Source organism: Paraburkholderia mimosarum LMG 23256 = NBRC 106338, assembly GCF_000739815.1.
GTDB classification, from domain to species: Bacteria; Pseudomonadota; Gammaproteobacteria; order Burkholderiales; family Burkholderiaceae; genus Paraburkholderia; species Paraburkholderia mimosarum.
The window spans coordinates 79,440-104,090 of record NZ_BBJJ01000026.1 but is presented as its reverse complement, the minus strand read 5'-3'; the positions used below and the strand labels follow the sequence as shown (position 1 = coordinate 104,090).

General features: G+C 60.2%; 9 protein-coding genes and 3 pseudogenes. 6 read left to right on the top strand and 6 right to left on the bottom strand.

Features of this window, described 5'->3' with window-relative positions; genetic code table 11:
• Nucleotides 1-48 precede the first annotated feature (48 nt).
• Nucleotides 49-319, bottom strand: a pseudogene (locus BMI01S_RS43075) (IS5/IS1182 family transposase); the annotation flags it as partial.
• Nucleotides 320-449: 130 nt separating this feature from the next.
• Entirely contained in the window at nucleotides 450-1,337 is an 888-nt protein-coding gene (locus tag BMI01S_RS20045) for a glycosyltransferase family 2 protein (RefSeq protein ID WP_244145370.1), read from the bottom strand.
• A gap of 700 nt (nucleotides 1,338-2,037) precedes the next feature.
• On the opposite strand from BMI01S_RS20045, the gene BMI01S_RS20040 reads away from it, so the two are divergent.
• The 5 genes and pseudogenes from BMI01S_RS20040 to BMI01S_RS39135 all read left to right on the top strand — a co-directional run.
• Nucleotides 2,038-2,718, top strand: coding sequence for a 4'-phosphopantetheinyl transferase family protein (locus BMI01S_RS20040; RefSeq protein WP_244145371.1), 681 nt, complete (start codon nucleotides 2,038-2,040; stop codon nucleotides 2,716-2,718).
• 420 nt (nucleotides 2,719-3,138) lie between these two features.
• Complete coding sequence (locus BMI01S_RS20035; RefSeq protein WP_051381451.1) at nucleotides 3,139-13,068, top strand: hybrid non-ribosomal peptide synthetase/type I polyketide synthase; 9,930 nt, start codon at nucleotides 3,139-3,141, stop codon at nucleotides 13,066-13,068.
• 18 nt (nucleotides 13,069-13,086) lie between these two features.
• The gene (locus tag BMI01S_RS20030; RefSeq protein WP_244145372.1) at nucleotides 13,087-15,384 is read left to right on the top strand and encodes a condensation domain-containing protein; all 2,298 of its coding nucleotides are present in this window, start codon (nucleotides 13,087-13,089) and stop codon (nucleotides 15,382-15,384) included.
• Between the two features lie 525 nt (nucleotides 15,385-15,909).
• On the top strand, nucleotides 15,910-17,406 hold the full coding sequence (locus BMI01S_RS39140) for a glycosyltransferase family protein (RefSeq protein WP_081723463.1): 1,497 nt from the start codon (nucleotides 15,910-15,912) through the stop codon (nucleotides 17,404-17,406).
• A gap of 204 nt (nucleotides 17,407-17,610) precedes the next feature.
• Nucleotides 17,611-17,894, top strand: a pseudogene (locus BMI01S_RS39135) (IS3-like element ISAzo10 family transposase); the annotation flags it as partial.
• A gap of 280 nt (nucleotides 17,895-18,174) precedes the next feature.
• On the opposite strand, the gene BMI01S_RS38175 reads toward BMI01S_RS39135, so the two are convergent.
• Genes BMI01S_RS38175 through BMI01S_RS20015 form a run of 3 tightly spaced genes read right to left on the bottom strand, consistent with a single transcriptional unit; the run spans nucleotide 18,175 to nucleotide 22,050 of the window.
• Nucleotides 18,175-19,236: a glycosyltransferase gene (locus tag BMI01S_RS38175; protein WP_081723462.1), complete on the bottom strand. Its 1,062-nt coding sequence runs from the start codon at nucleotides 19,234-19,236 to the stop codon at nucleotides 18,175-18,177.
• Between the two features lie 54 nt (nucleotides 19,237-19,290).
• Complete coding sequence (locus BMI01S_RS20020; protein ID WP_036045428.1) at nucleotides 19,291-20,478, bottom strand: glycosyltransferase; 1,188 nt, start codon at nucleotides 20,476-20,478, stop codon at nucleotides 19,291-19,293.
• A 42-nt stretch (nucleotides 20,479-20,520) separates the two neighbouring features.
• Nucleotides 20,521-22,050: a hypothetical protein gene (locus BMI01S_RS20015; RefSeq protein WP_154671305.1), complete on the bottom strand. Its 1,530-nt coding sequence runs from the start codon at nucleotides 22,048-22,050 to the stop codon at nucleotides 20,521-20,523.
• A 231-nt stretch (nucleotides 22,051-22,281) separates the two neighbouring features.
• Here BMI01S_RS20015 and BMI01S_RS20010 point away from each other — a divergent pair.
• Nucleotides 22,282-22,656 (top strand): annotated as a pseudogene (locus BMI01S_RS20010) (integrase core domain-containing protein); the annotation flags it as partial.
• Nucleotides 22,657-23,403: 747 nt separating this feature from the next.
• Here the strand turns inward: BMI01S_RS20010 and BMI01S_RS20005 are convergent.
• Nucleotides 23,404-24,444, bottom strand: coding sequence for a cupin-like domain-containing protein (locus BMI01S_RS20005; RefSeq protein WP_244145373.1), 1,041 nt, complete (start codon nucleotides 24,442-24,444; stop codon nucleotides 23,404-23,406).
• Between the last annotated feature and the right edge of the window lie 207 nt (nucleotides 24,445-24,651).

The following is a 24,651-nucleotide window of genomic DNA, read 5'->3' as shown; positions in this document are numbered from 1 at the left end:
GCTTCTTTGCGCACTCGCCCCACTCTTTCCTAAAACTAAGAGGCCGGTTCAAAAAGCCGACTCGGCTCGTTTGAATTTGCTCCAGCAGACGAGCGAGAAAGCAAATTTGAGGAATGCCTCGTGAATGTCGCTACGATGATCGAATCGGATACAAAAGACGCCGGATGTTGTTGAGCCGCCAGTAAGTCCATTCCACTATCCAGCGGAATTTCCCCAGACCGCTGCCATGTTCAGTTCGACGTCGTGCGATCACCGGTCTGATGCCAAGATCACGCAAGTGCTGGCGATGTGTGTCGGGGTCGTAGCCGGGATCGCCGTAGCTGAGCAGCCCCTCACAGGATCTTTTTTACTGGCCTCTAGCCGGTCCTGAACAATTCGCCTGCTAGCGGCGTCATGCCGCCGGGTAGTAGGGCGAATCAACGAATACATCAATTAATCCGTTTGCGGATTCAGATTTTCAACGTCAGTCGCTTTATCAAATTCACGCCATCCCTTCCAATAATCAGCTTCACGAACAACAGCCACCAGCCCTTACCCGGAATGACGACTTCTCTCGATATTATTCTTCCTATAATATTTAGCCTTAGAAAAAGATTTAGATTCTTGCAAATCAAAACGTTGAATATAAACGAGGACGCATGCCCTCTTGACATATACCTGTCGTATTTCCCCAAAAATACCAGACTTGGCTCGCAATCTGTCTCCCGCGATATCCGCCTTGGGCTTCCACTTAACGAATACTCCACCAAAGCATCATGCACATAGATAAATGCACAGCCCGCCATTTCAGCATTAATGGCAAAATCCCAGTCTTGATGGCGACGCAAAGACCCATCGAAGCGAATTAACGGATACTGATGACGCCACATCACAATGGACGAGGTTTGAACGTATCCGCCCTCGAGCAAGATGAAATCAAACATCGGCTGGCCATCATAGGGCGACCGGTTGCCCAGCACGCGCCGGCTTCCGTCGATTAGCATGACGTTGCTGAACAGCACCTTCACCTCGCTCTCGGGAGGCTTGGGGCCTAGCGCAGCGATGCATCGTTCAAGCTTGTTCGGCAGCCAACGGTCATCCGCGTCCAGAAAAGCAATCAGATCGCCGGCGGCCTCCTCGATGCCCCTGTTTCGGCACCACGCCGCCCCCCGATTCACGCTCTCGCGGATCAGGCGCAAGGCAATTCCGTCTCCGCAATGACTCGGCAAGTCGAATTGCAGCCCCGATGCGTCGTCTATAACAATAATTTCCCGCGGAACATGGGTTTGGCTGGATATCGATTCTATGGCTAGCCAAAGCAAATCAACGCTCTTGTAGTGTGGAATTATCACACTCACGTTGTAGCCATTGTCAAAGTCACATCGCATCCCGCACCTCGAACCTGAATTTCGACAATTTCCTCGTGCAAAGAGTAGGACTATCGATCCTGATCTGGTAGCACGTCGACCACACTTATTCTTACCTTCCTTACCGTGGAACATATCCATCCACTGTAGACGCCGCGACATTCATTACGTAATCATTAAACATACTTACTAATTCATACATATATGATTGACAAATCTTCCTCCCTGACTTCGGCCCGGTTTCTTTCAAACGCCATGGAGCTGACGCAGTTCAAAAACGAACGTAAGCGAGAGGCGTTCCGGAAGCAAAAGCAATAGATGATTCGTCCGGCGCCGCATCGAGTCGCAAAGGACCATGCAGCCGAGCTAATTTTCGGAGAGCCTCACAGATTTTGTGTCGACATCTCGTTTCGGCAATTGCCGCGTCGACTCGTCGATCTCCGTACGGATGCGCGCACGCAGGTGCAGCGTAATTGCATCACGTTCTGACGAATCGTAGGCCGTGTCGCAAGTGTTGTTCCGTGGGTTGCCCAACAAATCCGCGCGAGTTGTATCTGTACATTCTCTGGTGCGTGTGCCATTAGTTGCGCATTCAACCGGGTGGCGCGCGAAGCCCGGTGCCGCACCGACACTTCCCACCGCAAGTCGAACCAGGCCCTCAATGTCCTCGTCGCCACTCACGCCGCCAACCATGCAAGAAGTCCATGTCTGGCAATGGGACCTTGACGCCTGCGGGAGCCATTTTGATCGATACTGGGAGATGCTTTCCGAGCAGGAGCGCGAACGGGCCGGTAACTTTCACTTCGATCTGCATCGCTGCCGGTACGTGACCGGACGGGGAAAACTCAGGCAGATTCTTGGCCGCTATGCCGCGCTCTCTGCGCGGGCGGTTGCACTCGAGTATGGTCCGGAAGGCAAACCATTTTGCACGAGCCATCCCGCTGGATGGAGGATCTGCTTCAACCTGAGCCACAGCGAAAATACGGCGGCGCTCGCCGTTTCGAGCGGGTTGGAGGTAGGCATCGACGTAGAACATATTCGTCCGATCGAGGAGAGCATACCGCTCGAAGTCTTCTCCGCTCAAGAGCGCGAACAATTCGACGCACTCCCGTCGGCAGAGCGGCAAACGATTTTCTTTGAAACCTGGGCGCGCAAGGAGGCCTGCCTGAAGGCGCTCGGCACGGGCTTCATCCTGCCGCCGGAGCATTTCGAGTTCGATCTATCCGTTCACGGGGACACTACACCGCGCTTTGTCGGCGGCGAGGCGCAGGAGGCCTCGCATTGGTGCATTCGCTCCCTGTCACCCAGTGCGACCTGCGCGGGAGCCGTGGCGGCCCGCCACCATGGCTGGTCGATTATCGAGATGAACTGAGCTGGGCCACGCCTCGGGCGCGCCGTCATGGTCGCGATCCGCTTGCTGCCGCGCACAACGCCACACCCGAATCACCGGTCTTCGCCCCGAAAAAACGCACTGAGAACCCACGCCGCAATCGCCGCCAATCCCGCCCGCATGGCGGAAAGCGGGCGGCATCCTGAGCGCGGATGCGCCCTCGCAACCCAGCGCGACGTGTTGCAGCAGCACATCGTGTGTGCGACGGCGAACGGATAGGTATCCCGCGGAAGATTAACTTCCTCCTACAGCAAATTTCAAACTTGGGACACGAGCCGGTGCGCAAAGCCGCCTAGCGCTTGCGCTTCCTGTGACCGGCTGCCGTTCTGCGCAAGTGCCGCGAGCCCATCGCCAGGCCTTGCTTAGCACCGGACCTTCGCCAAAATCGTGGGGGAGTAGCAAATGTCACACAGAGATGGACTTTCAGGCGTTTGGCCGGGCGGGACCGATCATGTGCCTGGCGTGGCAGCGCGCTTCGATGCCATATGTGCCGAGTTCGGCAATCGTCTTGCTTCGATTGACGCCACGGGTGAGGAGCAGTATGCCGCGCTTGGCGAACGTTCGGCGCGGCTCGCAACCGTCCTGCACGAAATGGGATTGGAGCCGGGCGAGCGCTGCGCGATCATGGTCTCGCGCAGCCGCGACACGCTGGCCTTGATGCTGGCGATTCTGCGCCTGGGCGCCGTCTACGTCCCGCTGGACCGCGCCTATCCCAAGGCGCAGCTCGACTTCATCGTTGCCGACTGCTCACCGAGGCTCATCATCGCTGAATCGGAGGCGCTTGCCAGCGTCGGTGAGCTGAGCGGCGTGTCGGTCGATGTCGAGCATGTCGTCGCGGCGGCCGAAGCGGCCGAGCCCGCGCCCCTTTACGCCTGCAATCGTGACGACGCTGCCTACGTGATGTACACCTCGGGCTCGACCGGCAAGCCCAAAGGCGTGATCGTGCCGCACCGCGCGATTCTGCGCCTCGTGCAGGGCCAGACGTTCACCGAGCTTTCTCCTCACACGCGCTTCCTGAACCTCGCGCCGCTCGCCTTCGATGCGAGCACGCTGGAGATCTGGGGACCGCTCCTGAACGGCGGCTGCGCCGCCATCATCAACGAGGTCCAGCCCTCTCTCGACACGATCGCGTCCGGGATAGCGCGACTTGGCGCGACCAGCGCCTGGTTCACGGCTGGCCTCTTCAATGCGCTCGCCGACCATCGGCTGGAAGCCTTTCTTCCGCTCAAGGAGGCGCTCACGGGCGGCGACGTGCTGTCCCCCGTTCATGTTCGCAAGGTCATGGAGGCCCATCCGGGCCTGCAGATCATCAACGGCTACGGTCCGACCGAAAACACCACCTTCACCTGCTGCTACCGCATTCCGCGTGACGGCGAGACGCTCGCCAGTGGCGAAGCCATCCCCATCGGCTACGCCATCGCGGGCACGAGCGCCCATATCGTGGACGACAAGCTTGTGCCGGTCGCCGATGGAGAGGTCGGCGAACTGGTCGCGGGCGGTGACGGTGTCGCGCTCGGCTATCTGAACCGGCCTGAGCTGACGGCCGAGAAGTTCGTCGACGACGTTTTCGCGCCTGGCGCGAGGCTCTACCGCACGGGCGACCTCGCGCGCCGCCGCGCAGACGGGGCGATCGAATTTCTCGGCCGCAACGACCGGCAGATCAAGATTGCGGGCAAACGCATCGAACTCGACGAAATCGAACATGCGTTGCGCGCGGCGCCCGGCGTGGCCGACGCAGCCGTGGCGGCGTTCGACGGCCGCATGGGCAAGGCCATCGCCGGCTTCGTGAAAGCCGATGCCGGGGACGCCACCGTCTTCCTGAACGCAATCCGCGCTTATCTCAAGTCCGCCCTGCCCGACTACATGATGCCCTCGGAGCTGCGCGTCCTGCCGGATTTTCCACTGACGCCCAACGGCAAGGTCAACCGTAAAGCGCTGCTTGCGCAAATCGATACGCAATCCGAAGTATCTACAACGGTGTCGCCCGGCGACGACGACGTTGCCGACAAGCTCGCGACCGTATTCGAAGGCCTGCTCGGCAAACCCGTCGATCGCCGTGCGAACTTCTTCGACCTTGGCTTGCGCTCGCTCGATCTGATGCGCGCGCACGCCATCATCGCGCGCGACGTAGCGGTGAAGGTCGCGCTGGTGGATCTGTTTCGCCATCCGAATGTTGAGGCGCTGGCCGCGCAGCTGCGTACGACGCTCCCGGCAGCAAGCAAGGTGACGATCCGTCAACGCCCGGAAGTGCGAAGCGCAGCCATTGCAGTCGTGGGGATGGCCGGGCGGTTTCCGGGCGCCCGCAATGTTTCGGAACTCTGGCAGAACATCCTCGCGGGACGCAACTGCATCACGCATTTCGACGTGGCGGAACTCGAAGACACTTTCGATGATGGTTTGCGCCGCGATACAAGCTACGTCAAGGCACGCCCGATTCTCGCGGACGTCGACCGTTTCGATGCGGGCTTTTTCGGCATGCTGGCGCGCGAGTCCGCGCTCACCGATCCGCAACAGCGCCTCTTCCTCCAGATTGCGTGGGAAGCGTTCGAAGATGCTGGTTATGACCCGGCGACGATCGCAGGTCCCGTCGGGGTGTTCGCCGGCACCTCGATGAACACCTACTTCCTCAAGCACATCCTGTCCGATCGCGCGGTCATCGACGAATTTACGAGCCAGTTCCAGATTGGCGAGTATCAAAAGCTCGTGGGAGCCGGCGATTTCGTTGCCACGCGCACCGCCTACAAGCTTGGACTCACGGGGCCAGCCATCTCCGTCCAGACGGCGTGCTCAACCTCGCTCACCGCGATCAGCCTCGCCGTGGAGAATCTTCGAGCGGGACGTTGCGACATGGCGCTGGCAGGCGGCGTCTCGATCACCTTCCCGCAAAAGCGGGGTTACTTCTACGAAGAAGGCGGCATGGGCGCGCCCGACGGCGTGTGCCGTCCGTTCGATGCCGATGCCAAGGGCACGGTGTTCGGCAGCGGTGCCGGCGTAGTCCTGCTCAAACGTCTCGAAGACGCCCTCGCCGACGACGATCCGATCTATGCCGTGATCCGCGGCGTCGGCATCAACAACGATGGCTCCGACAAGGTCGGCTTCACCGCGCCGAGCGTCGACGCCCAGGCACGCGCCATTGCCATCGCGCACGCCGAAGCGGACATCGACCCGGCTACGATCGGCTATGTCGAGGCTCATGGCACCGCTACGCCGCTCGGCGATCCGATCGAATTCGCCGGACTCGTACAGGCGTTTCGCCTGGGCGGTGCAGAGGGCGGCCAGTTCTGCGCGCTCGGCTCGGCGAAAGCCAACGTCGGACACCTCGACGCGGCCGCGGGCGTGACGGGTTTCATCGCCGCGTCGCTCGCCCTGCGCAACCGCACGTTGCCGCCGCTCACGCATTTCCGCTCGCCCAATCCCGGCATCGACACGGCCAACACCCCGTTCTTCTTCAACGTGGCCGCGCGCCCGTGGGCGGACGGCCCCGCGCCGCGCCGCGCCGGTGTGAGCTCTCTCGGCGTCGGTGGTACCAACGTGCATGTGGTGCTGGAGGAGGCGCCTCGTCGTCACGCCCCGGACTCGCAAAGCCAGGGGCTCTATATCCTGCCGCTGTCGGCGCGAAGCACCGCGGCGCTCGAACGCGCGAAGGCGAATCTCGCCACGCATCTCGAAAACCATCCGGAGATCGCGCTGGCCGACGTCGCCGCGACGCTGCAAACGGGCCGTCGCGATTTTGCGCACCGCGCGATAGTGGTCGCCGATAGCGTGGAGCAGGCTCGGGCCAAGCTCCAGAAAGGCGCGATCGAGGCGCAAGCGCCGCAGGCCACGCCTGCAGTCGTCTTCATGTTTCCGGGCCAGGGGGCCCAGTATCCGGGCATGGGAGCGGCGCTCTATCGCACCGAGCCGGTCTATCGCGAGTGGATCGACAAGGGCGCAGAGGCACTGGCTCCGCATCTCGGGCTGGATATCCGGACGATGCTGTTGAGCGAAGCCCCGGAGGGCGACGATACCCCGCACCCCATCCGCTCGACGATCTACGCACAGCCGGCCCTCTTCCTCGTCGAATACGCGCTGGCGCAGTTGTGGATGTCGCGCGGCATCCAGCCCGCAGCCATGATCGGTCATAGCGTCGGCGAACTGGTGGCCGCCTGTGTGGCCGAAGCGATCAGCTTCGAGGACGCGCTGTGCCTCATCGCGCAACGCGGCGCGCTCATGCAGGCAGCCGAGCCGGGCGCGATGCTGGTCGTGCGCCTGTCGGAAGCCGAACTCAGCCCCATGCTGCCCGCCGACGTCGATCTCGCCGCGATCAATGCGCCGACGCTCAGCGTCGTCGCAGGCCCCTTCGCGGCCATCGAGGCATTCGAGGCCACGCTCAAGGCGCGCGATATCGAACATCGACGTCTGCACACTTCGCATGCGTTCCACTCGCGCATGATGTCCGGTGTCGTCGACGAACTAGCCAAGGTCGCGGACGGCCTTTCTTTCGCGAGACCGAAGATCCCGTATGTGTCGTCCGTGACCGGGCAATGGGCGTCGATGGATCAGCCGGTCCCGGGACAGTACTGGGCCAGCCATTGCCGCAATGTCGTGCGCTTTAGCGACGCGCTGGCCACGATCACGGCCGAGGGCAAGCCGCTGCTGCTCGAAATCGGCCCCGGCCGCACGCTTTCGACCTTTGTCTTGCAGGGCCTGCCCAAGGACCGGCATCAAGGTGCGATTGCGTCGCTGCCCGATTTCGCGACGCGCGAGCGCGAGCTTGCCGTCCTCGCCGAGGCGACGGGGCGTCTGTGGCTGAACGGCGTCAAGCCGAACTGGAAGACGCTGCAAGCTGAAAGTGGCCGCCGCGTTTCGCTACCGACTTATCCCTTCGAGCCGGAACGGCACTGGATCGATGCCCCGGCAACCGCTTCTTCCAGCCAGCCGACGACCGTTGCCCCAGCCACTGCCGCGGAAGGCCCGTCCGAAGCCCTAATCGAGATTCCTCAGACCGCCATGGCCCAAACCGTCCCAATCGACCGCAAACCGCGTCTCATTGCCGAACTGGCGTCACTGCTCGCCGAAATGTCCGGCGAAGCACCGGATACCTCAAATCCGGACATGACGTTCTGGGATCTCGGATACGACTCGCTGTTCATGGGACAAGTGTCCCGCCAGCTGCGCCGCCGCTACGATGTCACGATCAGCTTCCGTCAGATCATGAGCGACTATCCGACGCTGCCCGCCCTCGCGCAGTTCCTCGATGGCGCGATGCCGCCAGATCCGGAAGTTCCTGCCGAGCCCGCTCCCGTTGCTGCACCGGTTGCTGCGCCAGTCGCCGTTCAAACGGCGGCCGCACCTGCCGCCGTCGCGGCAGTGCAGGCGGGTGTGCCTGTGACAGCGCCGGCGACGGGCGACCTCCAGTCGGTGATCCGCGACCAGCTCGCCGCGATGCAGTCGGTGATGGCTCGTCAACTCGAGGTGCTGCAAGGCGCGCCGCTGACGGTCCCGCAGCCGGCAGCGGCACAGATCGCGGCGCCCGCAGCCGTCGCAGCGGCACCGGTTGTTGCAGCCGCCGCGCCCGCACCTGCCGCCGCACCCGCGCGCGCCGCAGGCCCTGAAATCAAGTTCGAGGAAAGCCGTCCATCGCGCTTCACCGCGTACAAGCCCGGCGCCACGCACTCGGGCCAGATGACCGACGCCCAAAAGACGTTCATCGCCGACCTCGCAGCGCGCTATTCGGCCAAAACCGCCACCTCCAAGGCGCGCACGCAGTCCTACCGGGCGGTGCTTGCCGATCCGCGCACTGCCAGCGGCTTCCGCGAGGAATGGAAGGAGCTCGTCTATCCGATCGTCGCTCAGCGCTCGAAGGGCTCGAAGATCTGGGACGTGGACGGCAATGAATATATCGACCTGGTCAACGGCTACGGCCAGACCGCGTTCGGTCACACGCCCGATTTCGTGGTTGCCGCGGTCAACGCACAATTGGCGGAAGGCTTCGCGATCGGACCGCAGTCGCCGCTCGCGGGCGAAGTCGCCCAGATGTTCTCCGAGATGACCGGCCATCAGCGCGTCACGTTCTGCAACACGGGCTCCGAAGCCGTGATGGCGGCGATGCGTCTCGCGCGCACGGTCACCGGCAAGGACAAGGTCGTCTGCTTCGACGGCGACTATCACGGCCAGTTCGACGAAGTGCTCGTGAAGCCCGGCAGCGAAGCGGGTGTGCCGCGCGCGTTCCCGCTTGCTCCCGGAATTCCGCAGACCTCCGTGGGCAACATGGTCGTGCTGCCCTACGCTCGTCCCGAAAGCCTCGAGTGGATCAAGGCCAACATCGACGATATTGCAGCCGTCCTGATCGAGCCGGTGCAGTCGCGTCATCCCAATCTGCGTCCGAAGGAGTTCGTGCAGCAGTTGCGCGAGGTCACGGCGGCCAACGACTCGGCCCTCATCTTCGACGAGGTCGTAACGGGCTTTCGCGTCCATCCGGCTGGCATGCAAGGCCTGTGGGGCATCCAGGGCGACATGGCGACCTACGGCAAGGTGGTCGGCGGCGGCTTGCCGATCGGCGTGCTCGCCGGCACCACGCAGTACATGGATGCGCTCGACGGCGGGCAATGGCAATTCGGCGATGCTTCGGTGCCCGAAGTTCCGCCCACGTTCTTCGCAGGCACGTTCGTGCGCCACCCCGTGGTGCTGGCCGCAATGAAGGCCGTTCTCCTGCACCTCAAGGAGGCCGGCCCGGCGCTGCAGGAAGGGCTAGGCGAACGCATGGCCGGCCTCGTGCAGCGCGTCAACGCGCATCTGGAAAAGGTCGGCATCGCCACGCGTGCGGAGTCGTTCTCGAGCTGGTTCTATGTGAATCTCTCGGGCGAGGATCGCCTTGGGAGCCTCTTCTATCCGTATATGCGCTACCTCGGCGTTCATATCATGGAAGGCTTCCCCTGCTTCCTGACGACGAGCCATTCGGACGAGGACATTCGCAAGATCGGCGACGCCTTCATCGCGAGCATCGACGCGCTCCAGCGCGTCGGTATTCTCGGCGGCGAGCAAGGCACGGCGGCGCTCACGCAGGCCGAACCGCCGCTCACGCAGTCCCCGCTCACCGAGCCACAGAAGGAAATCTGGATGTCGGCCCAGCAAGGCCACGAAGCCTCGCTCGCGTTCAATGAGTCGTTCACGCTCGAACTCAATGGCAAGTTGAACGAGGCCGCGTTCGAACGCGCCTTCGCCGCGACCGTCGCGCGCCACGATGCGTTGCGCGTCCACTTCTCGCGCGTCGGCGACACGATGTTCGCCGACGCTGCAACGACGGTTCCCCTGGTGCCGATCGATCTTTCCGCTCACGCCGATCCGGCGGGTGAGCTCAAGGCCATCATCGATGCGGAAGCCCGCGAGGTCTTCGATCTCACCCGGGCCCCGCTCGCGCGTGCGGCATTGGTGCGCCTCGAGCCGCAGAAGTGGGCGTTCGTGTTCACGGCGCATCACATCGTGTGCGACGGATGGTCGATCAACATCATCCTGCGCGATCTGGCCGCCCTCTACGCGGCGCAAGTCTGGGGCACGCAGCCGGAACTCGACGAGGTGCAGAGCTTCCTCGCCTTCGCCAAGGCCCAGGACGATGCCGGCGTGGACAAGGAAACGCGCGAGTTCTGGATGAACGTCCATCGCGTCCCGGCGCCGCAACCCGATTTGCCCGGCGACCGTCCGCGCCCGGAGCGCAAGAGCTTCAGCGGCGCCTCGACGACCCGCCATCTGGGCGCAGACCTGCTCAGGCAGGTCAAGACCACCTCCTCGAAGCAGGGCTGCTCGCTGTTCGCCACGCTGTTCGGCGCGGCCCAGGTGCTGTTCGGCCGTCTGTCCGGCAATGACGACGTAGTCATCGCCGCGCCGATGGCAGGTCAGTCCCAGGCCGGCGAGGCGCTGCTGGTCGGCCACTGTGTCAATTTCCTGCCGCTGCGCGTGAAGTTCGACCGCGAGAAGCCCTTCGCCGCGCACATGAAGGCGGTGCGCGATCACGTCTACGACGCGGGCGACCGGCAGAACTACACCTACGGTGCGCTCGTGCGCGACCTCGGCATCAAGCGCGATCTCAACCGGCTGCCGCTGACCGATCTGCAGTTCAATCTGGAAAAGGTCGACGGCGAACTCGACATGGCCGGCGTGACCACGCACTTCACGCCGAACGCGAAGGCCTACAGCAATTTCGATCTCTTCCTGAACGTGATCGAATCGGCGCAGGGTCTGCGTCTCGACTGCGACTTCAACACCGACGTCTACGACGAAACGACGATCCAGCGCTGGCTCGGTTACTACGAAACCCTGCTGACGGCCATCGCGCGCGATCCCGAAACGCCGGTCGCAGCACTGCCGCTGCTAAGCGATGCGGAAATCCACCATCTCCGAGACGAGCTGAACGCGACCCAGCATGACTACGATCTCTCGCAGACGACCCCGGCGCTGATCGCCGCGCAAGCCTGGCAGGCCCCGGATACGACGGCCGCGTCGGACGAGTCGACGAGCCTGACGTACGGCGAACTCCATGCGCGCGCCAACCAGATCGCCCGCCGGCTCATGGCTGCAGGTATCGCGTCGGGCTCGCGTGTCGCCATCGCGATGGAACGCACGGCGACGACCGTGGCCGCCATGATCGCCGTGTGGCGCGCCGGCTGCGCCTACGTGCCGCTCGACATGACGATGCCGCCTGCACGCCTGCGCCAGATTCTCGATGGCGCCGATATCGCCGCCATCCTCAGCGATGAAGCAAGCCTATCGGTGCTCGAACCGGGCGCGCATCGCGTGCTGGACGTGGCGGCACTCCTCGCGGAGGACGACGACGAGACCATGCTTCTGCCCACCGTGACCGACGCGGATTCGGCCTACGTGATCTTCACGTCCGGGTCGACGGGTCAGCCCAAGGGCGTCGAGATCGGCCATCGCGCGCTGAGCAACTTCCTGCTCTCGATGGCGCACACGCCGGGCTTCAGGGTCAGGGACAGCATCGTCGCGGTGACGACCTTCTCCTTCGATATTTCGGGTCTCGAGCTGTTCCTGCCGCTCATCGCCGGCGGGCGGACCTTCATCGCAGGGCAGGCAGAGGTGCGCACCGGGTTCGAGCTGGTGACGCGCCTGAAGGAAGAAGCCGCCACCGTTCTCCAGGCGACGCCGTCACTCTGGCGCATGCTGCTCGAAGCGGGCTTCGAGGCGCCGAAGGGTTTCAAGATCCTTTGCGGCGGTGAGCCGCTGCCGCGCGACCTTGCCGACGACCTGCTCGCGACCGGCGCGGAGGTGTGGAACCTGTACGGCCCGACCGAGACGACGATCTGGTCTTCCGCCTCGCGTGTCGTTGCGAACGCACCGGTAGTGATCGGCGCGCCGCTTGCCAATACCGATCTGCACGTGCTGACCGACGACCTGCGTCTGGCGCCTGAAGGCGTGAGCGGCGAGCTGTGGATTGGCGGCGAAGGCCTGGCAAAGGGCTATTTCAACCGCCCCGACCTGACCGATGCGGCCTTCAAGGCGGTCGCCATAGAAGGCGCTGCGCCGCGCCGGCTCTACCGCACCGGCGATCTTGCGAAGCGGCTCGCGGACGGCTCGCTCCAACACCTGGGCCGTCGCGACCAGCAGATCAAGCTGCGCGGATACCGCATCGAGATCGAGGATATCGAGGCCACCCTGCGCAAGGTGCCCGGGGTCGCCGCAGCCGCCGTCGCGCTGCATACGGTGGGGGGCAGTCCGCGCCTCGTGGGCTATCTGGTCGGCTCCGGCTCCCAGAAGCCCGACCAGGCCGCAGTCGCGGCGCATGTCGCCGGGCAGCTGCCGTCCTACATGGTGCCGACGCTTTGGATGACGCTCGACACGCTGCCGCAGACCACGAACGGCAAGCTCGACCGCAAGGCGCTGCCCGTGCCGACGCCGGACATGGTGGCCGTGCCAGTGCGCCAGCCGCATGCTGCGCTGAAGGTCGTGCCGCAAACGCCCGCGCCGATCGAACCCGCAGCCATCGACCCAGAGGCGAGCCAACCGGCTCAGATCGTCGCGGCCGCGGCCGAACCCGTGGCCCTGACGCCGACGCAGTCCACCATCGCCGCGATCTGGGGCGAGGTGCTCGGCCTCCAGCATGTCGGTATCGACCAGAAGTTCTTCAGCCTCGGCGCAGACAGCCTGCAGCTGTTCCGCATCGTCGCGCGAATGAACGAGCGCGGCCTGGGCGTGGATGCGCGGCAACTCATGAAGAACGTCACGATCGAGCAGCTGGCCGCGAGCCTGGACGGCGCGGCGGACGATGCGCTGGTTGAAGCTCCTCCCGTTGCACGGCCATCGATCCTCAACTTCAAGCGCAGGATTGCCGAAGGGGCCTGAGCGATGAACGGAATAGCCTTGAACATCGCACCTGTGCAGGAAGTCGAGGCCGGCCACGCCCTCTTCCCGGCGACCGCCTGCCAGGTACGCTACTGGCACGAGCAGAAGGCGTCGCCAAAGGCCTCCGCGCTCAACATCGCCTTCCGGCTGCAATTGTCGGGACCGCTCACGGGGGCGAGCATCGAAAAGGTGCTCAGCGAGCTCGTCGCGCGGCACGAGATTTTGCGCACCGGCTTCCTGATGACAGGCGCGGGACTGCGCCAGCAGGTCTGGAGCCGCGCACCCTTCCGGCTCGAGGTGGTGGATCTCGGCGCTCTGGATGAACAGGCCGCGCTGGCCGAGGCGCAGCGTGTGGGTCAGGAGCAGGCCCGCACGCCTTTCGACTTGTCGTCGGCGTCCTTCTTCCGGGCCGTGTGGCTGCCGAGATCGAGCACCCAAGGCGAGTTGCAGCTAACGTTCCATTCGCTCGTGATGGACGGCTGGTCCTTCGCGATCCTCGTGCGCGAACTCGTCGAAGGACTAGCGGCGCTGCACGAGGGCCGCGATCCCGATTACCCGGACGTCGACCTTCACCATGGCGACTACGCGCTGTGGAAAGGCGAGTTCCTGGCCAGTGCGGCGATCGATTGCGCTCGCGTCTACTGGCGCCAGGAGCTTAAGGGCTTTAGCCGTTTCGACGTTGCTGGCGATCGCCCCAGGCCACCAGAGCGGCGCTTCCAGGGCGTCATCCGCTCGATCTTATTACCGGACGCACTGAGCGAACGCCTGATCGCGGCCTCCAGGGCGCAAGGCGTGACGCTCTTCAGCGTCGCGGCTGCAGCCCTCGCGATGTCGCTGCAAAAGGCGACCGGCCAGACCAAAGTCGCCATGGGCACGCAGATGTCGGTGCGCGATCAACAGGAACTCGAAGGCGTAGTCGGGCCGCTCATCAACACGGTGATCCTGCGCCTCGACGTGCCACAAGGCAGCACGCTTGCCGATATCAGCGTGCAGTGTGGCGCCAAGCTCAGCGATGCCATCGAGCATCTTCATCTGCCGTTCGAGGACATGATTGAAATGGCGGGCGAGGTGTCCGATATGAACCGGCCGCCGCTGTGCTCGGTCAATTTCGCCCTGCAGCAAAGCTTCGTCGGCATGGGCGACGAGGTGCGCCGCCAGGACTTCGCCGCGACGACTTCGCCTTCCTTCAATGCGGGTGCGCTCTACGACCTCAACTTCTTTATGGTGCGGCGCCCGCAGGGCTGGCGCATCTCCTGCGAAGGCGACACGGACCTTTACGACATTGAGACCATTGACCGCCATCTGGCGAAGTGGCGTGAAATCCTGGAAGCCGTTGAGATCGTGGCCGAACGGCCGCTGTCCACCGCGCCCGCGAGCGAGACGGCGACATTCGTGGGAGGTGTCGGTGCCAGCGGTTTCATGAGTCAGGCAGAACTGGCGGCGAAGGCACGCAATATCGTGAGATACAACGAGGATGGCCCGGCAACGCCCATCATCGCGCTCAACAACACGGCCGTGCTCTATGGACTGGCTCAGCAGATCGGCTCCGAACGGCCCCTCATCGACATTCCCATGATGCCGGAAGGCGCCCCGCGCGAGTTCCCGCAACGTGCGTTCCAGGATATCGCCGCGGACGCCGTGCGGCTGATCAGGCTGGCCCGGCCAAGGGGCCCCTATATCCTCATGGGACACTGCGTGCTGGGCGCGATGTCGCTGGAAGCGGCTCATCAGCTGCGGCGTGAGGGCGAAACAGTGGAGCTCGTCATCCTCAACGACTCCTGGTGCCCAGGTTATCGCGAGTCGATGCCCTGGTACGATCGGCAACTGCGCAAGATGCAGGTGCGTGCGGACAACATTCCGCGCGACTTCCGCAAGGCCATGCGGGGCGAGACCTCGATGGTCGCCTTTCTCAGCCAGTACCGGATCGTGCGCGCGCTCCGCATTGCGCAACTTGCTCTCAAGCTCGGTCTGATCAGGGGAAATGCTTCAGAGCATATAATCTCCGAGAATCGCTGGTACATCGAATATCTGCTGGCTCAGCAGGCGCAGTACCGTCCCGCTCCCTACGACGGCGATGTGCAGGTCTTCCGCAGCGGCCAGGTGCTCAACGGGCGCCTGTTCGCGTGGGACCTGGGATGGCATCAGGCGGTAACGGGAAAACTGGTCGTCACGGAGGTGCCAGGCATGCACGATCAGGTCTTCCGCGCGGCCGGCGCTAGCGTCATCGGCAAGCAATTGCGGGAGCGCCTGGCCAGGATCGAAGCGAATAGCGTTGAAGCCAGTAGTGGCGAGCAGGACGCTTCACCGCATTCCTGAGCTGCACCAAGGCTTGGAGTGGTTTCGTAAGCACTGCAGAGAATGTATCTCAGCAGATCGGGCCAAGCGTTGGCCTTTATGTCCGGAATACAAAAGTGATGGATCGGTTGCTTGCCGCCCGAGGATTGGCGTTGGCAGACGAGCGCTCGGTTCAGGACGCTGCAACCGCGACCCATGGAAAGCGCGCGCTTCGTGGCGTCGCGCAAGGTGAGCCTCGAAGCTGGTCGGGCTTGGCCACGCTTTAGTGGCGTCTGCAGTTCATCTCTTCCGGCGTGAGGCTATACATCCAGGGAAGGACGCATCGCTAACCGAACAACTGATCAACCGGGAAGCGCAAGATGAGTTGGCTGATACATCACACCGCTACCATCAGGCTGAAAGAGTTCTTGAGGCTTGCGAGAGATAAGATTCGAAAGCGAAATTATTGGCGTTCTTGTTATTAATTCGCATTCGAAGCGTCGAAATTCCACAGGGTCTTATTTCAGCAGCTTGCTAGCTCGCGCGGCACTCTAAAGAGAGCATGAAATGATAAAGGTAATAAATAGGAATTACGTTACAGTTATCATCTGTATTGCTTTAGTTTTGAGAATTATACTTTCAATCCCAGACTATTGGCTGGTGGCAGATGAGGTATTTCAGTACATAGAACCAGCGTACGCGCTCGACTTTGGCAGAAGTATCGTCACGTGGGAATATCGACTGGGAATGAGGAGTTATTTTCTACCAGGAATTCTAGCACCTTTTGTATATATCGGAAAGGAATTTTTTGGAGACACGAATTATAGCCTGCTCACAATGCGTATCTTTCTTGTATTATTTTCTACTTCCATTGTTTATTCTTCAATTTATATCTCGAAAAATATCTCAAAAACGCATGCAGCTCTTGCGGGATTGGCAATGGCGGTTTCTTTTGAGCCGATCTTGTTTGCATCGAGGGCAATTTCAGAAGGGATCGGTACTAATTTCTTTTTCATTGCCTGCGCGTTTCTGGAAAGATCGAAAAATCGTAGAAGTTTGGGTCTCGCAGGAGGAATATGCTTGGGGTTGACGTTGGCCGCACGCCTCCAATACGCGCCCGCCGCCGTGCTGGCTGGATTTTTTTATAGTAGATTGCAGGTAAAAAATTTCGCCTCAATTGCCGCAGGCGGGATAATAGGGCTCCTATCTTCCGGTGTATTCGATGTTCTGCATGGTCAATATCCACTTCAATGGATGGTGGAGAACTACAAATATAATCTAATATTAGGCAGAAGCAGCAATTTCGGCGTCTCACCCTTCGCATTTTATTTTTCCTTTTTATATGATTATGGCGGACCATCCCTGATTTTCGTGACGATTCTTAGCGCCATTGGGGCTCGACGCTTTCCGGTGATGGCCCTTGCCGCCATTGCAACTTTGCTAAGTCACTCCTTGATCGGCCACAAGGAACCGCGCTTCATATTTCTTTCAATTTCGATCGGCATTTTCCTCGCAGCAATAGGAACTGCGGATGTACTTTCTTTTGTGCTGAGCTATCGCCGGCGGGTCGCCATCGTAGCATCCGTTTTGTTGGTAGCGGTATGGGGAGTATTTTCGGTCAATTGGGCATATGCCAGCGTTCATGACAAGAGGGCCACCGCGTTTGGTCTGATCAGAGCATGGCGAGAGCTTCACAATGAACCGAACATGTGTGGTTTGGCTTCTTTGACGAGTCACAACGACCTGAAGAGCGGCAATACCCCTACGTCATACGCTTATATCGATCGCGATATTCCTATCTATATGTTTATAGATCCCGACTTAACCAATGAATTTTCGACACAAAAGACATATTTTAATGTAATTCTAGCTGGCGAAAAATATAAAAGCTTTCTTCTTCAGGAAGGATATTCTCTGGGGCAGTGCGTTAAGACGCCGAGCCAGCAAAGCCCTAATTTCAAAGGCCTCCTTGGTCTATGCATCTACAAACGTTCCGGCGAATGCAAACCCGACTCTGGGAAGCAATATTTAGAGAACGAAGTCAGAAATCGAATGGGAATGTAATATATAAAATATAAAAGTGCCCCTGCGTGTGTATTGGAGGCAGGTGAGCGCATCGGCTTATACACAATCGTCGACGCGATGGCCTGCACGTAACGCCTGCAAAGCATTTGCAGCAACATTTTCCTCTTTGAGGCCCGGGTCAGAATGCGTCAGAATAGATGTCGCCTCGAATACGAAACAGCGGAGCGATAACGGAAGAACGAAGTGGCCAGATACGGACAAGCATTTAAGGGCAAAACGATAGCGCGGTTGTTGCCGCCCGAGAGCGCTGCGGTGGAAGCGGTTGCCAACGAGATTAGATTTCGATGTCAACACTCGAACGCTGGCGCGCGAATGCGCTGGATGACACCAGCAAGAGCGCCTGGTGTCGCGTGAACAGCGTGGATCCCCATGAACTGGAGCAGTGGCGCGCTGCGGCCACGCAGGCATTGGCTGAGCCCGAGGACGCGCGCGCCACCCATCGAGAGACGAAGGCTGGCAAGAACCGGCATCGCCGTCGCAGTCGAGCGCCTGTGTCATCGCGGGCGCCAACCACTCACGTGGCTACGGCGCCCGTCTGGAGAAGGAGAATTTCCTAATTGCGCACAGGCGTATGTTGCAAGGAGCACCTTTTGGGCCTCTCGCGTTCGGGAGAATCGAAGGCCCTAGCAGCAAGAGCGCTCGCACGTGAAAGCGATCCCGGTACACCGGGGCGGCGTCCCTTTGGATTGCCAACCTGAGTCCGCCGTTGTCCCAAAGGACCGGTGAGGCTTCCTGATCTAGTAACGCTCAGTATCCACGCAGTTTGATCTTCGCGGCGGCGGGCACGATCCGACTGACGCGCAGTACGCCGAGAAGCAGATCTTTTATCCCGCTCTTGGGCCCCTTAGCCCATACGTCCCCGGACCGATATCCACCCGATGCGAGAATGCCCATGAACTGCCGGAACCGATGAACAATCCTGTCGTCCTTATATAGCTCAATGCGTTCGCGGTAAATGCGTGCAAGCGCCTGATATTTTTCTGCCCCGGCTCGTGCGCTGGCCGCTTGGGGGATCGCGGGCTCTCGCGCAATCTCATCCAGGATTGCTGCGCGTCGCTCGAAAACAAGCGCAAGATGCTCCCAGCGACCGAGGCACTCGAACAAAAAATGCTGGGCCTGTGAGAGACGCGACCCGCCGATCCAACTGGATGACGTCACCGTAGACTCGTGCCGTCGGTACTGCGCTAGAGGTGCGTCAACGTAGGCGAGCGCGCCGAGGGTTTGGGCGAGGAAAAAGTACCACTGGTCATGAGAGTTCGGATTTTTGCCGTCTTTCATATCGATAGAACTATCCCATAGGGACGAAAACTGTACGAGCTGGCGGTCGAAGACGAGGGTGAAGCCATTGACGCCCATGAAGGGGTCGACACTCAACGGCGGGTTGTATGAGTTGGGGGGGGCGAACCTGGCAAGGGTACCGATGGGACTCAGGGCGCTGTCCGTCACAATCGCATCGTGGTAGGCCATTAAGGCGTCTGTGCGTTCGAGCACGTCCACACAGCGTTGGAGTTTATCGGGCCGCCATATGTCATCCTGGTCGCAGAACGCGATGAGGTCCGAACTACACAGACTGGCGGCGCGCATGAAATTGGCGCGATAGCCGAGTCTCTGCGTATTCACGCATACGCGCACCGGGAATGGTGCGGTATGGGAGAATTCGGCAAGGATGGCCAACGTGTCGTCAGTCGAGACATCGTCCGTGACGACCAGTTCCGCCGGCGGACGAATTTGTGACGCGAGACTTTGGAGTTGCTCGAGCAGATATCGGCCACCGTTGTAGGTAGCCATTGCCACGGATACAGACTTCATGAATCGACCTCCGGCAGTGAGAGGGATGTCTTGCAAGCGAGACGGGCAACATCCTCAATGACCGTATTTGCCCCAGACGAACTTGCTCGACAGCGCGAAATTCCACACGGAAGCGAGGACAATGCCGACAATCGCTGCGAGGTAGGCATAGACGCCCAACCGTACCAGCACCGTCGAGACGCCAATATTGGCCAGCATGCCAAAGGCGCAGGTGGCCGCAAAGCCGCACCAGCCCCGCAAGAGCGGTAGTAGCCCGTGCAACCGCTTGTCCGCGTAGGTGAGTTCGTTGTTCAGCACGAAGTTGAAGGTCATGGCCGTCAGCGCCGCTGCCGTCTGGCCGACGATGAAAGCGGCTTCCTTCGGATAGTGACTGACCGCAAATTCCGCCCCAAACAGGTACAGCACCAGCGCCAGCACACTCATGTGCACCACGGCGCCGATCGCACCCACCGTGCCAAACAGGGCAAAGCGGGTGGGAATGATGCGCCCCAGCCACTTGTCGTAAAGACCTACGAGAAATTCGAATACAACGGTCCTGTCCAGCTTGCTCTCGCCCTCGGCACGAGCTGCGAAGTTAAGGGGAAGTTCCTTTATCCTGAGCGGCACATCAACTGTTGACAGAATGTCGAGCAGAATCTTGAAGCCCACACCCGACAAGCGGTGCGCGTAGGCGCGCAAGGTATTGGCATGCAGCATGAAAAAACCGCTCATTGGGTCGGTAAGGTTCATGCCAGTCACGTGGCGGGCCAACGCATTGGCAATGCCCGATGCCTTTACGCGGTCGGGCCTGCCCCATGCCTCTGTGCTGGCGCCTTCGGCAAAGCGACTGGCATAGGCGAGATCATATTGACCCGATTCAATCGCCGCCAGCATTTGCGGCAGGAGTTTGGGATCATGCTGATGATCGGCATCCATCACCGCAACAACAGGCGCCGCGGTGGCACACATGCCTTCGATGGCGGCGCTGGCCAGGCCCCGGCGGCCAATGCGCTGAATGCAGCGGATGCGCGGGTCTTCCAGGGAGATCGCGCGCGCCTCGTCGGCGGTCCCGTCGCGGCTGTTGTCGTCGACGAAGATTGCTTCCCATGCGATGCCGGCGAGCGCGGCATCCAGCCGTCCGACCAGCGACCGCAGGTTCTTTCGCTCATTGAGCGTGGGCAGAACGATGGCAAGTTGCAGGGTCTGTGTCACGATCGTCTGGCGCTGTTCTTCCTGTTCGGTAAGTTGCAGGGTCTGTGTCATGAGCGTCTATCTCAAATAGGATTAAATTCGGATGACTAATGACTAGCCAAGGAAATTCTTGATCTTGCGCATGAGACGGTCTTTCAGCGTGTCTACCCTTTGCGGCTCGGCTTGAGTGCATGTAAAGCTCGTCCAGACCGTAAAATCCTTGGCATTAAAGCGTGAGGCGTTTCCAAAAATCAGATCCTGCTTCAAACATCCAGTCGGTTTGTACCATTTGGATTCGTCGTAAAGAACCACCTGCGGCGTATGGCCGTTCGTCAAGACAAATTGGCGATAGGGGGCCGACCATTCAACCTGCAAACGAATACTGGCGTCGCGCTGTGCAGGTGCCCAACCCTCCCGAGCCTTGGCGATCGCAACGACCTTTGGCTTCGCTGGTTCCTGACTTTGCCAGGCGGATTCGGCCGCGCTCGACAACATCCAGTCATGCACGAAAACACCAATTGCGCCCGCTTGCAAACCGAGGCACAGGAACAACCACTTGGCAAGGCCAAATTGTCCTTGTCCTACGATCTGGTGCTGTTCGCTGCTGCGGCCTCGATCGACTTCGCTCTGTAAAACTGCGAACACAAACAGGATCGCCATGACCAGCATGCCTATGGCGATCAGCGTTCTCGCGCCATAGCGAGGAGCGTCAAAATTCAATGGAGTACCGAAGCCAATTGCCATAACAATGGCGAAGCCGAAACAACTCAGTGCCAAGAGGAGCGGCCATCTGGCTTTCGATGTGGAGCGCAATAACAACGCGCCGACAACCAGCGGCACCAACAGCGGATTGTTCAGGACGCGGCGCGGGTCGAAGACATAAATGCCATTGGCGTCGCTGCCGGCACCGCCGCCGTGCATGCGTACCCAGAGAAACGCCGCAAAGGTCGCAATCATTGCGCCAAACGCCAGCCAAAACCTTGAGTTGGCTTTTGTACGTCGCCACTGAAGGTAAAGCGCCAACATCCCTGCGATCACGGCCGCCGGCAATGCCAGCTCATGCGTAAAAATCAGCGCCGCAAAACCCACCAAAAATAGCGTGGTAGGCCCTTTATTTTTTACTGCAGTGAGCAAGATGATCCACAATATTCCCGGCCCCAGCAGCAACTCCGAGGGGAATCCCCAACCCAAAAGGGAAAAGAGCAGGGTCTGGGTGACAGGAAATACCAGAAGGCGAGGATTCACCTTCCTGGCAAGCCAGTATGCCCAGAGCGTTAGCGCAACCTGAAGACCGTAGAACTGCAAGCAATTGGCAACTGCGATTTCCGTAGGTGAAAGGTTGAATTCCTGGCTCAATTTCAGAACCGGCCAGACTGTCAATGCGTAGGTAGTAAAACGGGTGGCAATTTCATGCCACTTCAAAATCCATGGGTTACCCGTTGATAAGGCAAAGACGAACCAGCCCCCATCCGCATAGAGCATTATGTTTTCTTTGGCAAACACCGAGACGACGATAATCTCATAGAAAATTGTCAATGCGGCGAGGCACAAAACCACATTCACCGGCGTTTTCATCATTGCCAGCGAGGCGATTCGACAACCATGCACTGCCTCGCCAAACGATCGGATCAGAAATTTCCTCATAACGCCCCCAATTAATTCGCCCATTTAAATAGGGAGCGAATCAATTTCATCCCAGCTTCATGTCCGACCAAATTAGCCAACATTGCCAGCTCATCGCCTCGCGAGTTGCATTAGTTAGATGTACAAACCATAAGCCAGACTTCAGCCGTCCTGGCAACTGGTTCAGCGTAAGTCTTGAACGTGCGCAGGTCTGCGCGATAGCGCACGAAGTTTTACCTGGGTATGGCTATCCATGCGCACTTCAGCAAGCCTGTCCTACACGGCGATAACGGCAGTACACTCAAGGCCACCGCTGCGCTGGCCATGCTGCACGGGCTGGGCGCCAAACCGTCGCACTCGCGCCCGCGCGTCTCGGACGACAACGCATTCGTGGAATCGTTGTTCAAGACGGCCAGGTACCGCCCGGAATTCGCGGCGAGCGGCTTTGCCGACCTTGATGACCTTGATGACACCCCGCTCTGGGGCCTCGACTTCGTGCACTGGTACAACTTCACGCATCGCCCCAGCGGCATTCGCTATGTGACACCCGCGCAGCGTCATGCCGGTGAGGATCTGGCAATCCTGCGCGCGCGTCATCACATATACCTCCAGGCGCGTGAACGTCACGCGCGACACGAGCCTTAAACATGTATTCGGCGTTGTGCGCGGCTGCGGCTTTCATCAGCCGCAGGACGCGCCCCATTGGGTTCAAACCGGCGTTGAGCGCTGCGTTTCTTATGCGTTCGTCTACGAAACTGACGCGAGCCGGGCCCGCGGCCGTATCTTTTCCGCCAATCACTCCCTGCACAAACTCGGTGTACCCCCCAAGCCGCCCGGTACCAACCACGGTGCCGACAACCTGAAGTCATCGGTGATAAAGGTTGTCGGTGCCCGCGGAGCGAGTCAAGCTAGTTGTCGGTGTGCCAAGAAGGAAAGCGACCGAAGGTCGCTGTACATGCTGCATCCGTGATGAGGGTTGGCCCCACGATTTCGCCGATCAGGCGGTGATGCCAAACCACCCAGAGCTGCATTCGTTAAGAGCTGGTGTGGTGAGCGTCTGAGGAAAAGGCGGGATGAATCCCGTCAGGTATGCAGAAAGGAGGCGAACAAAGTGAACCATCGAAGAAGTTTCGATAATTGCAATGGCGTCAAACCGAGGACTCGACAACGCTTCGGGATAAGTCAAGCGACAACCGGAAAGTGGGCTTGACGGCATCCGGCATAGAGGGTGGCCCGACCTTCCTGTAGTCACGGATACGCAACTCGGGAACCTGTCGTCTCGATGCCAAGGGAAAAGGTATCATTGTCGTAGATCCAGAGTGCGTGAGACAAAGGAGCAAATGGGGCAAGAATCGAAGGCCATGGCTGGCGCGGTCAACGTTTGACCAGGCGCCGAACTGCATTCAACGGTGATTTCAACCTGTTCACCGGTGTGTGGACGACGTCTGAAAAGGTCTTTGGACTGCGGTGTTCCAGCGTCGAGATGATCCTTCTCTTCAAGCTGTCGCGCAACGGTGAAAGCCCTGGCCGCAGCGGCTTTAGACCCATTTTTCGTAGAAAGTAGTTGGCCTGATAAACCCTGGCACGTTTCTCGATGGACTTCATGCAATAGTTGATGCTGATACTCACCGAGATATTGTCGTCGTTCTTTACCCAGTGCGGCGCTAACGGCGGGTGATGCACCACTTCGCCAGGGGCAAGCCGATAGACAGTACCGCGATCCTGCATTTCGCGGCGATAACACGCGGCATCGAAGTTGCCGCTGTAGTAGCGCTCGACCTCCTCATCCGGTACCAGCTCGCGATCGGACGCCGGGAAGAGACATACATCCTTGGCGCCCTGCATCTGGAAGAGAAAGTTGGATTCGTGATCGATATGGAACGGTGTTGCGATCTTGGGCGAGGAGAGCAACAGTGTCATCGCTACGTAGGTCATGTCCTCGCGCAGCGGCCAGCCAGACAACTCTTCAAGCTCGGATGTGATGACGTCAAGAACGTGGGCATAGTCGGGGTCGTAATCCTGCGCCCGGGTCAGCTTGATCCATGTGCCGTTTTCGCCAAGACGCGAAACCGTCTCGTCCAGCCGCTCGCTTCGCGACATGGCATTGGACTGCGTACCCATAGAGCCATCGCCAAACTTCGTAGCTATCGAGCCATGCTTGAAGTTAAGCGCGCAAATATTGCCATTCTGTTCGATCATCCGCCGTGCGAGTTCGACGATTCTTGGGATCTCGAACAAGCCGCTCCGGTCCAACGTATGTTTGAATTTAAAGGAATGCAAATTAAAATTGCTTTTGAATTCTTCTTTGCAAGCCTGAAGAATTCTCTCGCCTGAGCCCAGCTGGCGTGATAAATTAGCTAACGCAGTACCATCGCCAGGCACATACATAGCACACCTTCCAAGTTTGGAGAGCATTTCCTGTAGCCTACCATCCTACTTGTCGGCCAGATGTGCGTTGACGAACATCCACGTACATTTTGACTGTCAGCCGGCGTTCGCCCGTCTGCGCCGGCGACGCCAGATCGACGTCATAGCGCTAGAGCCGTTCAAGCCATAGACCGTATAGGCCCTGACGCGCGAGGAAGGCCGATCTAACACCGGAAGCCTGAGTTCTGCTGCCTC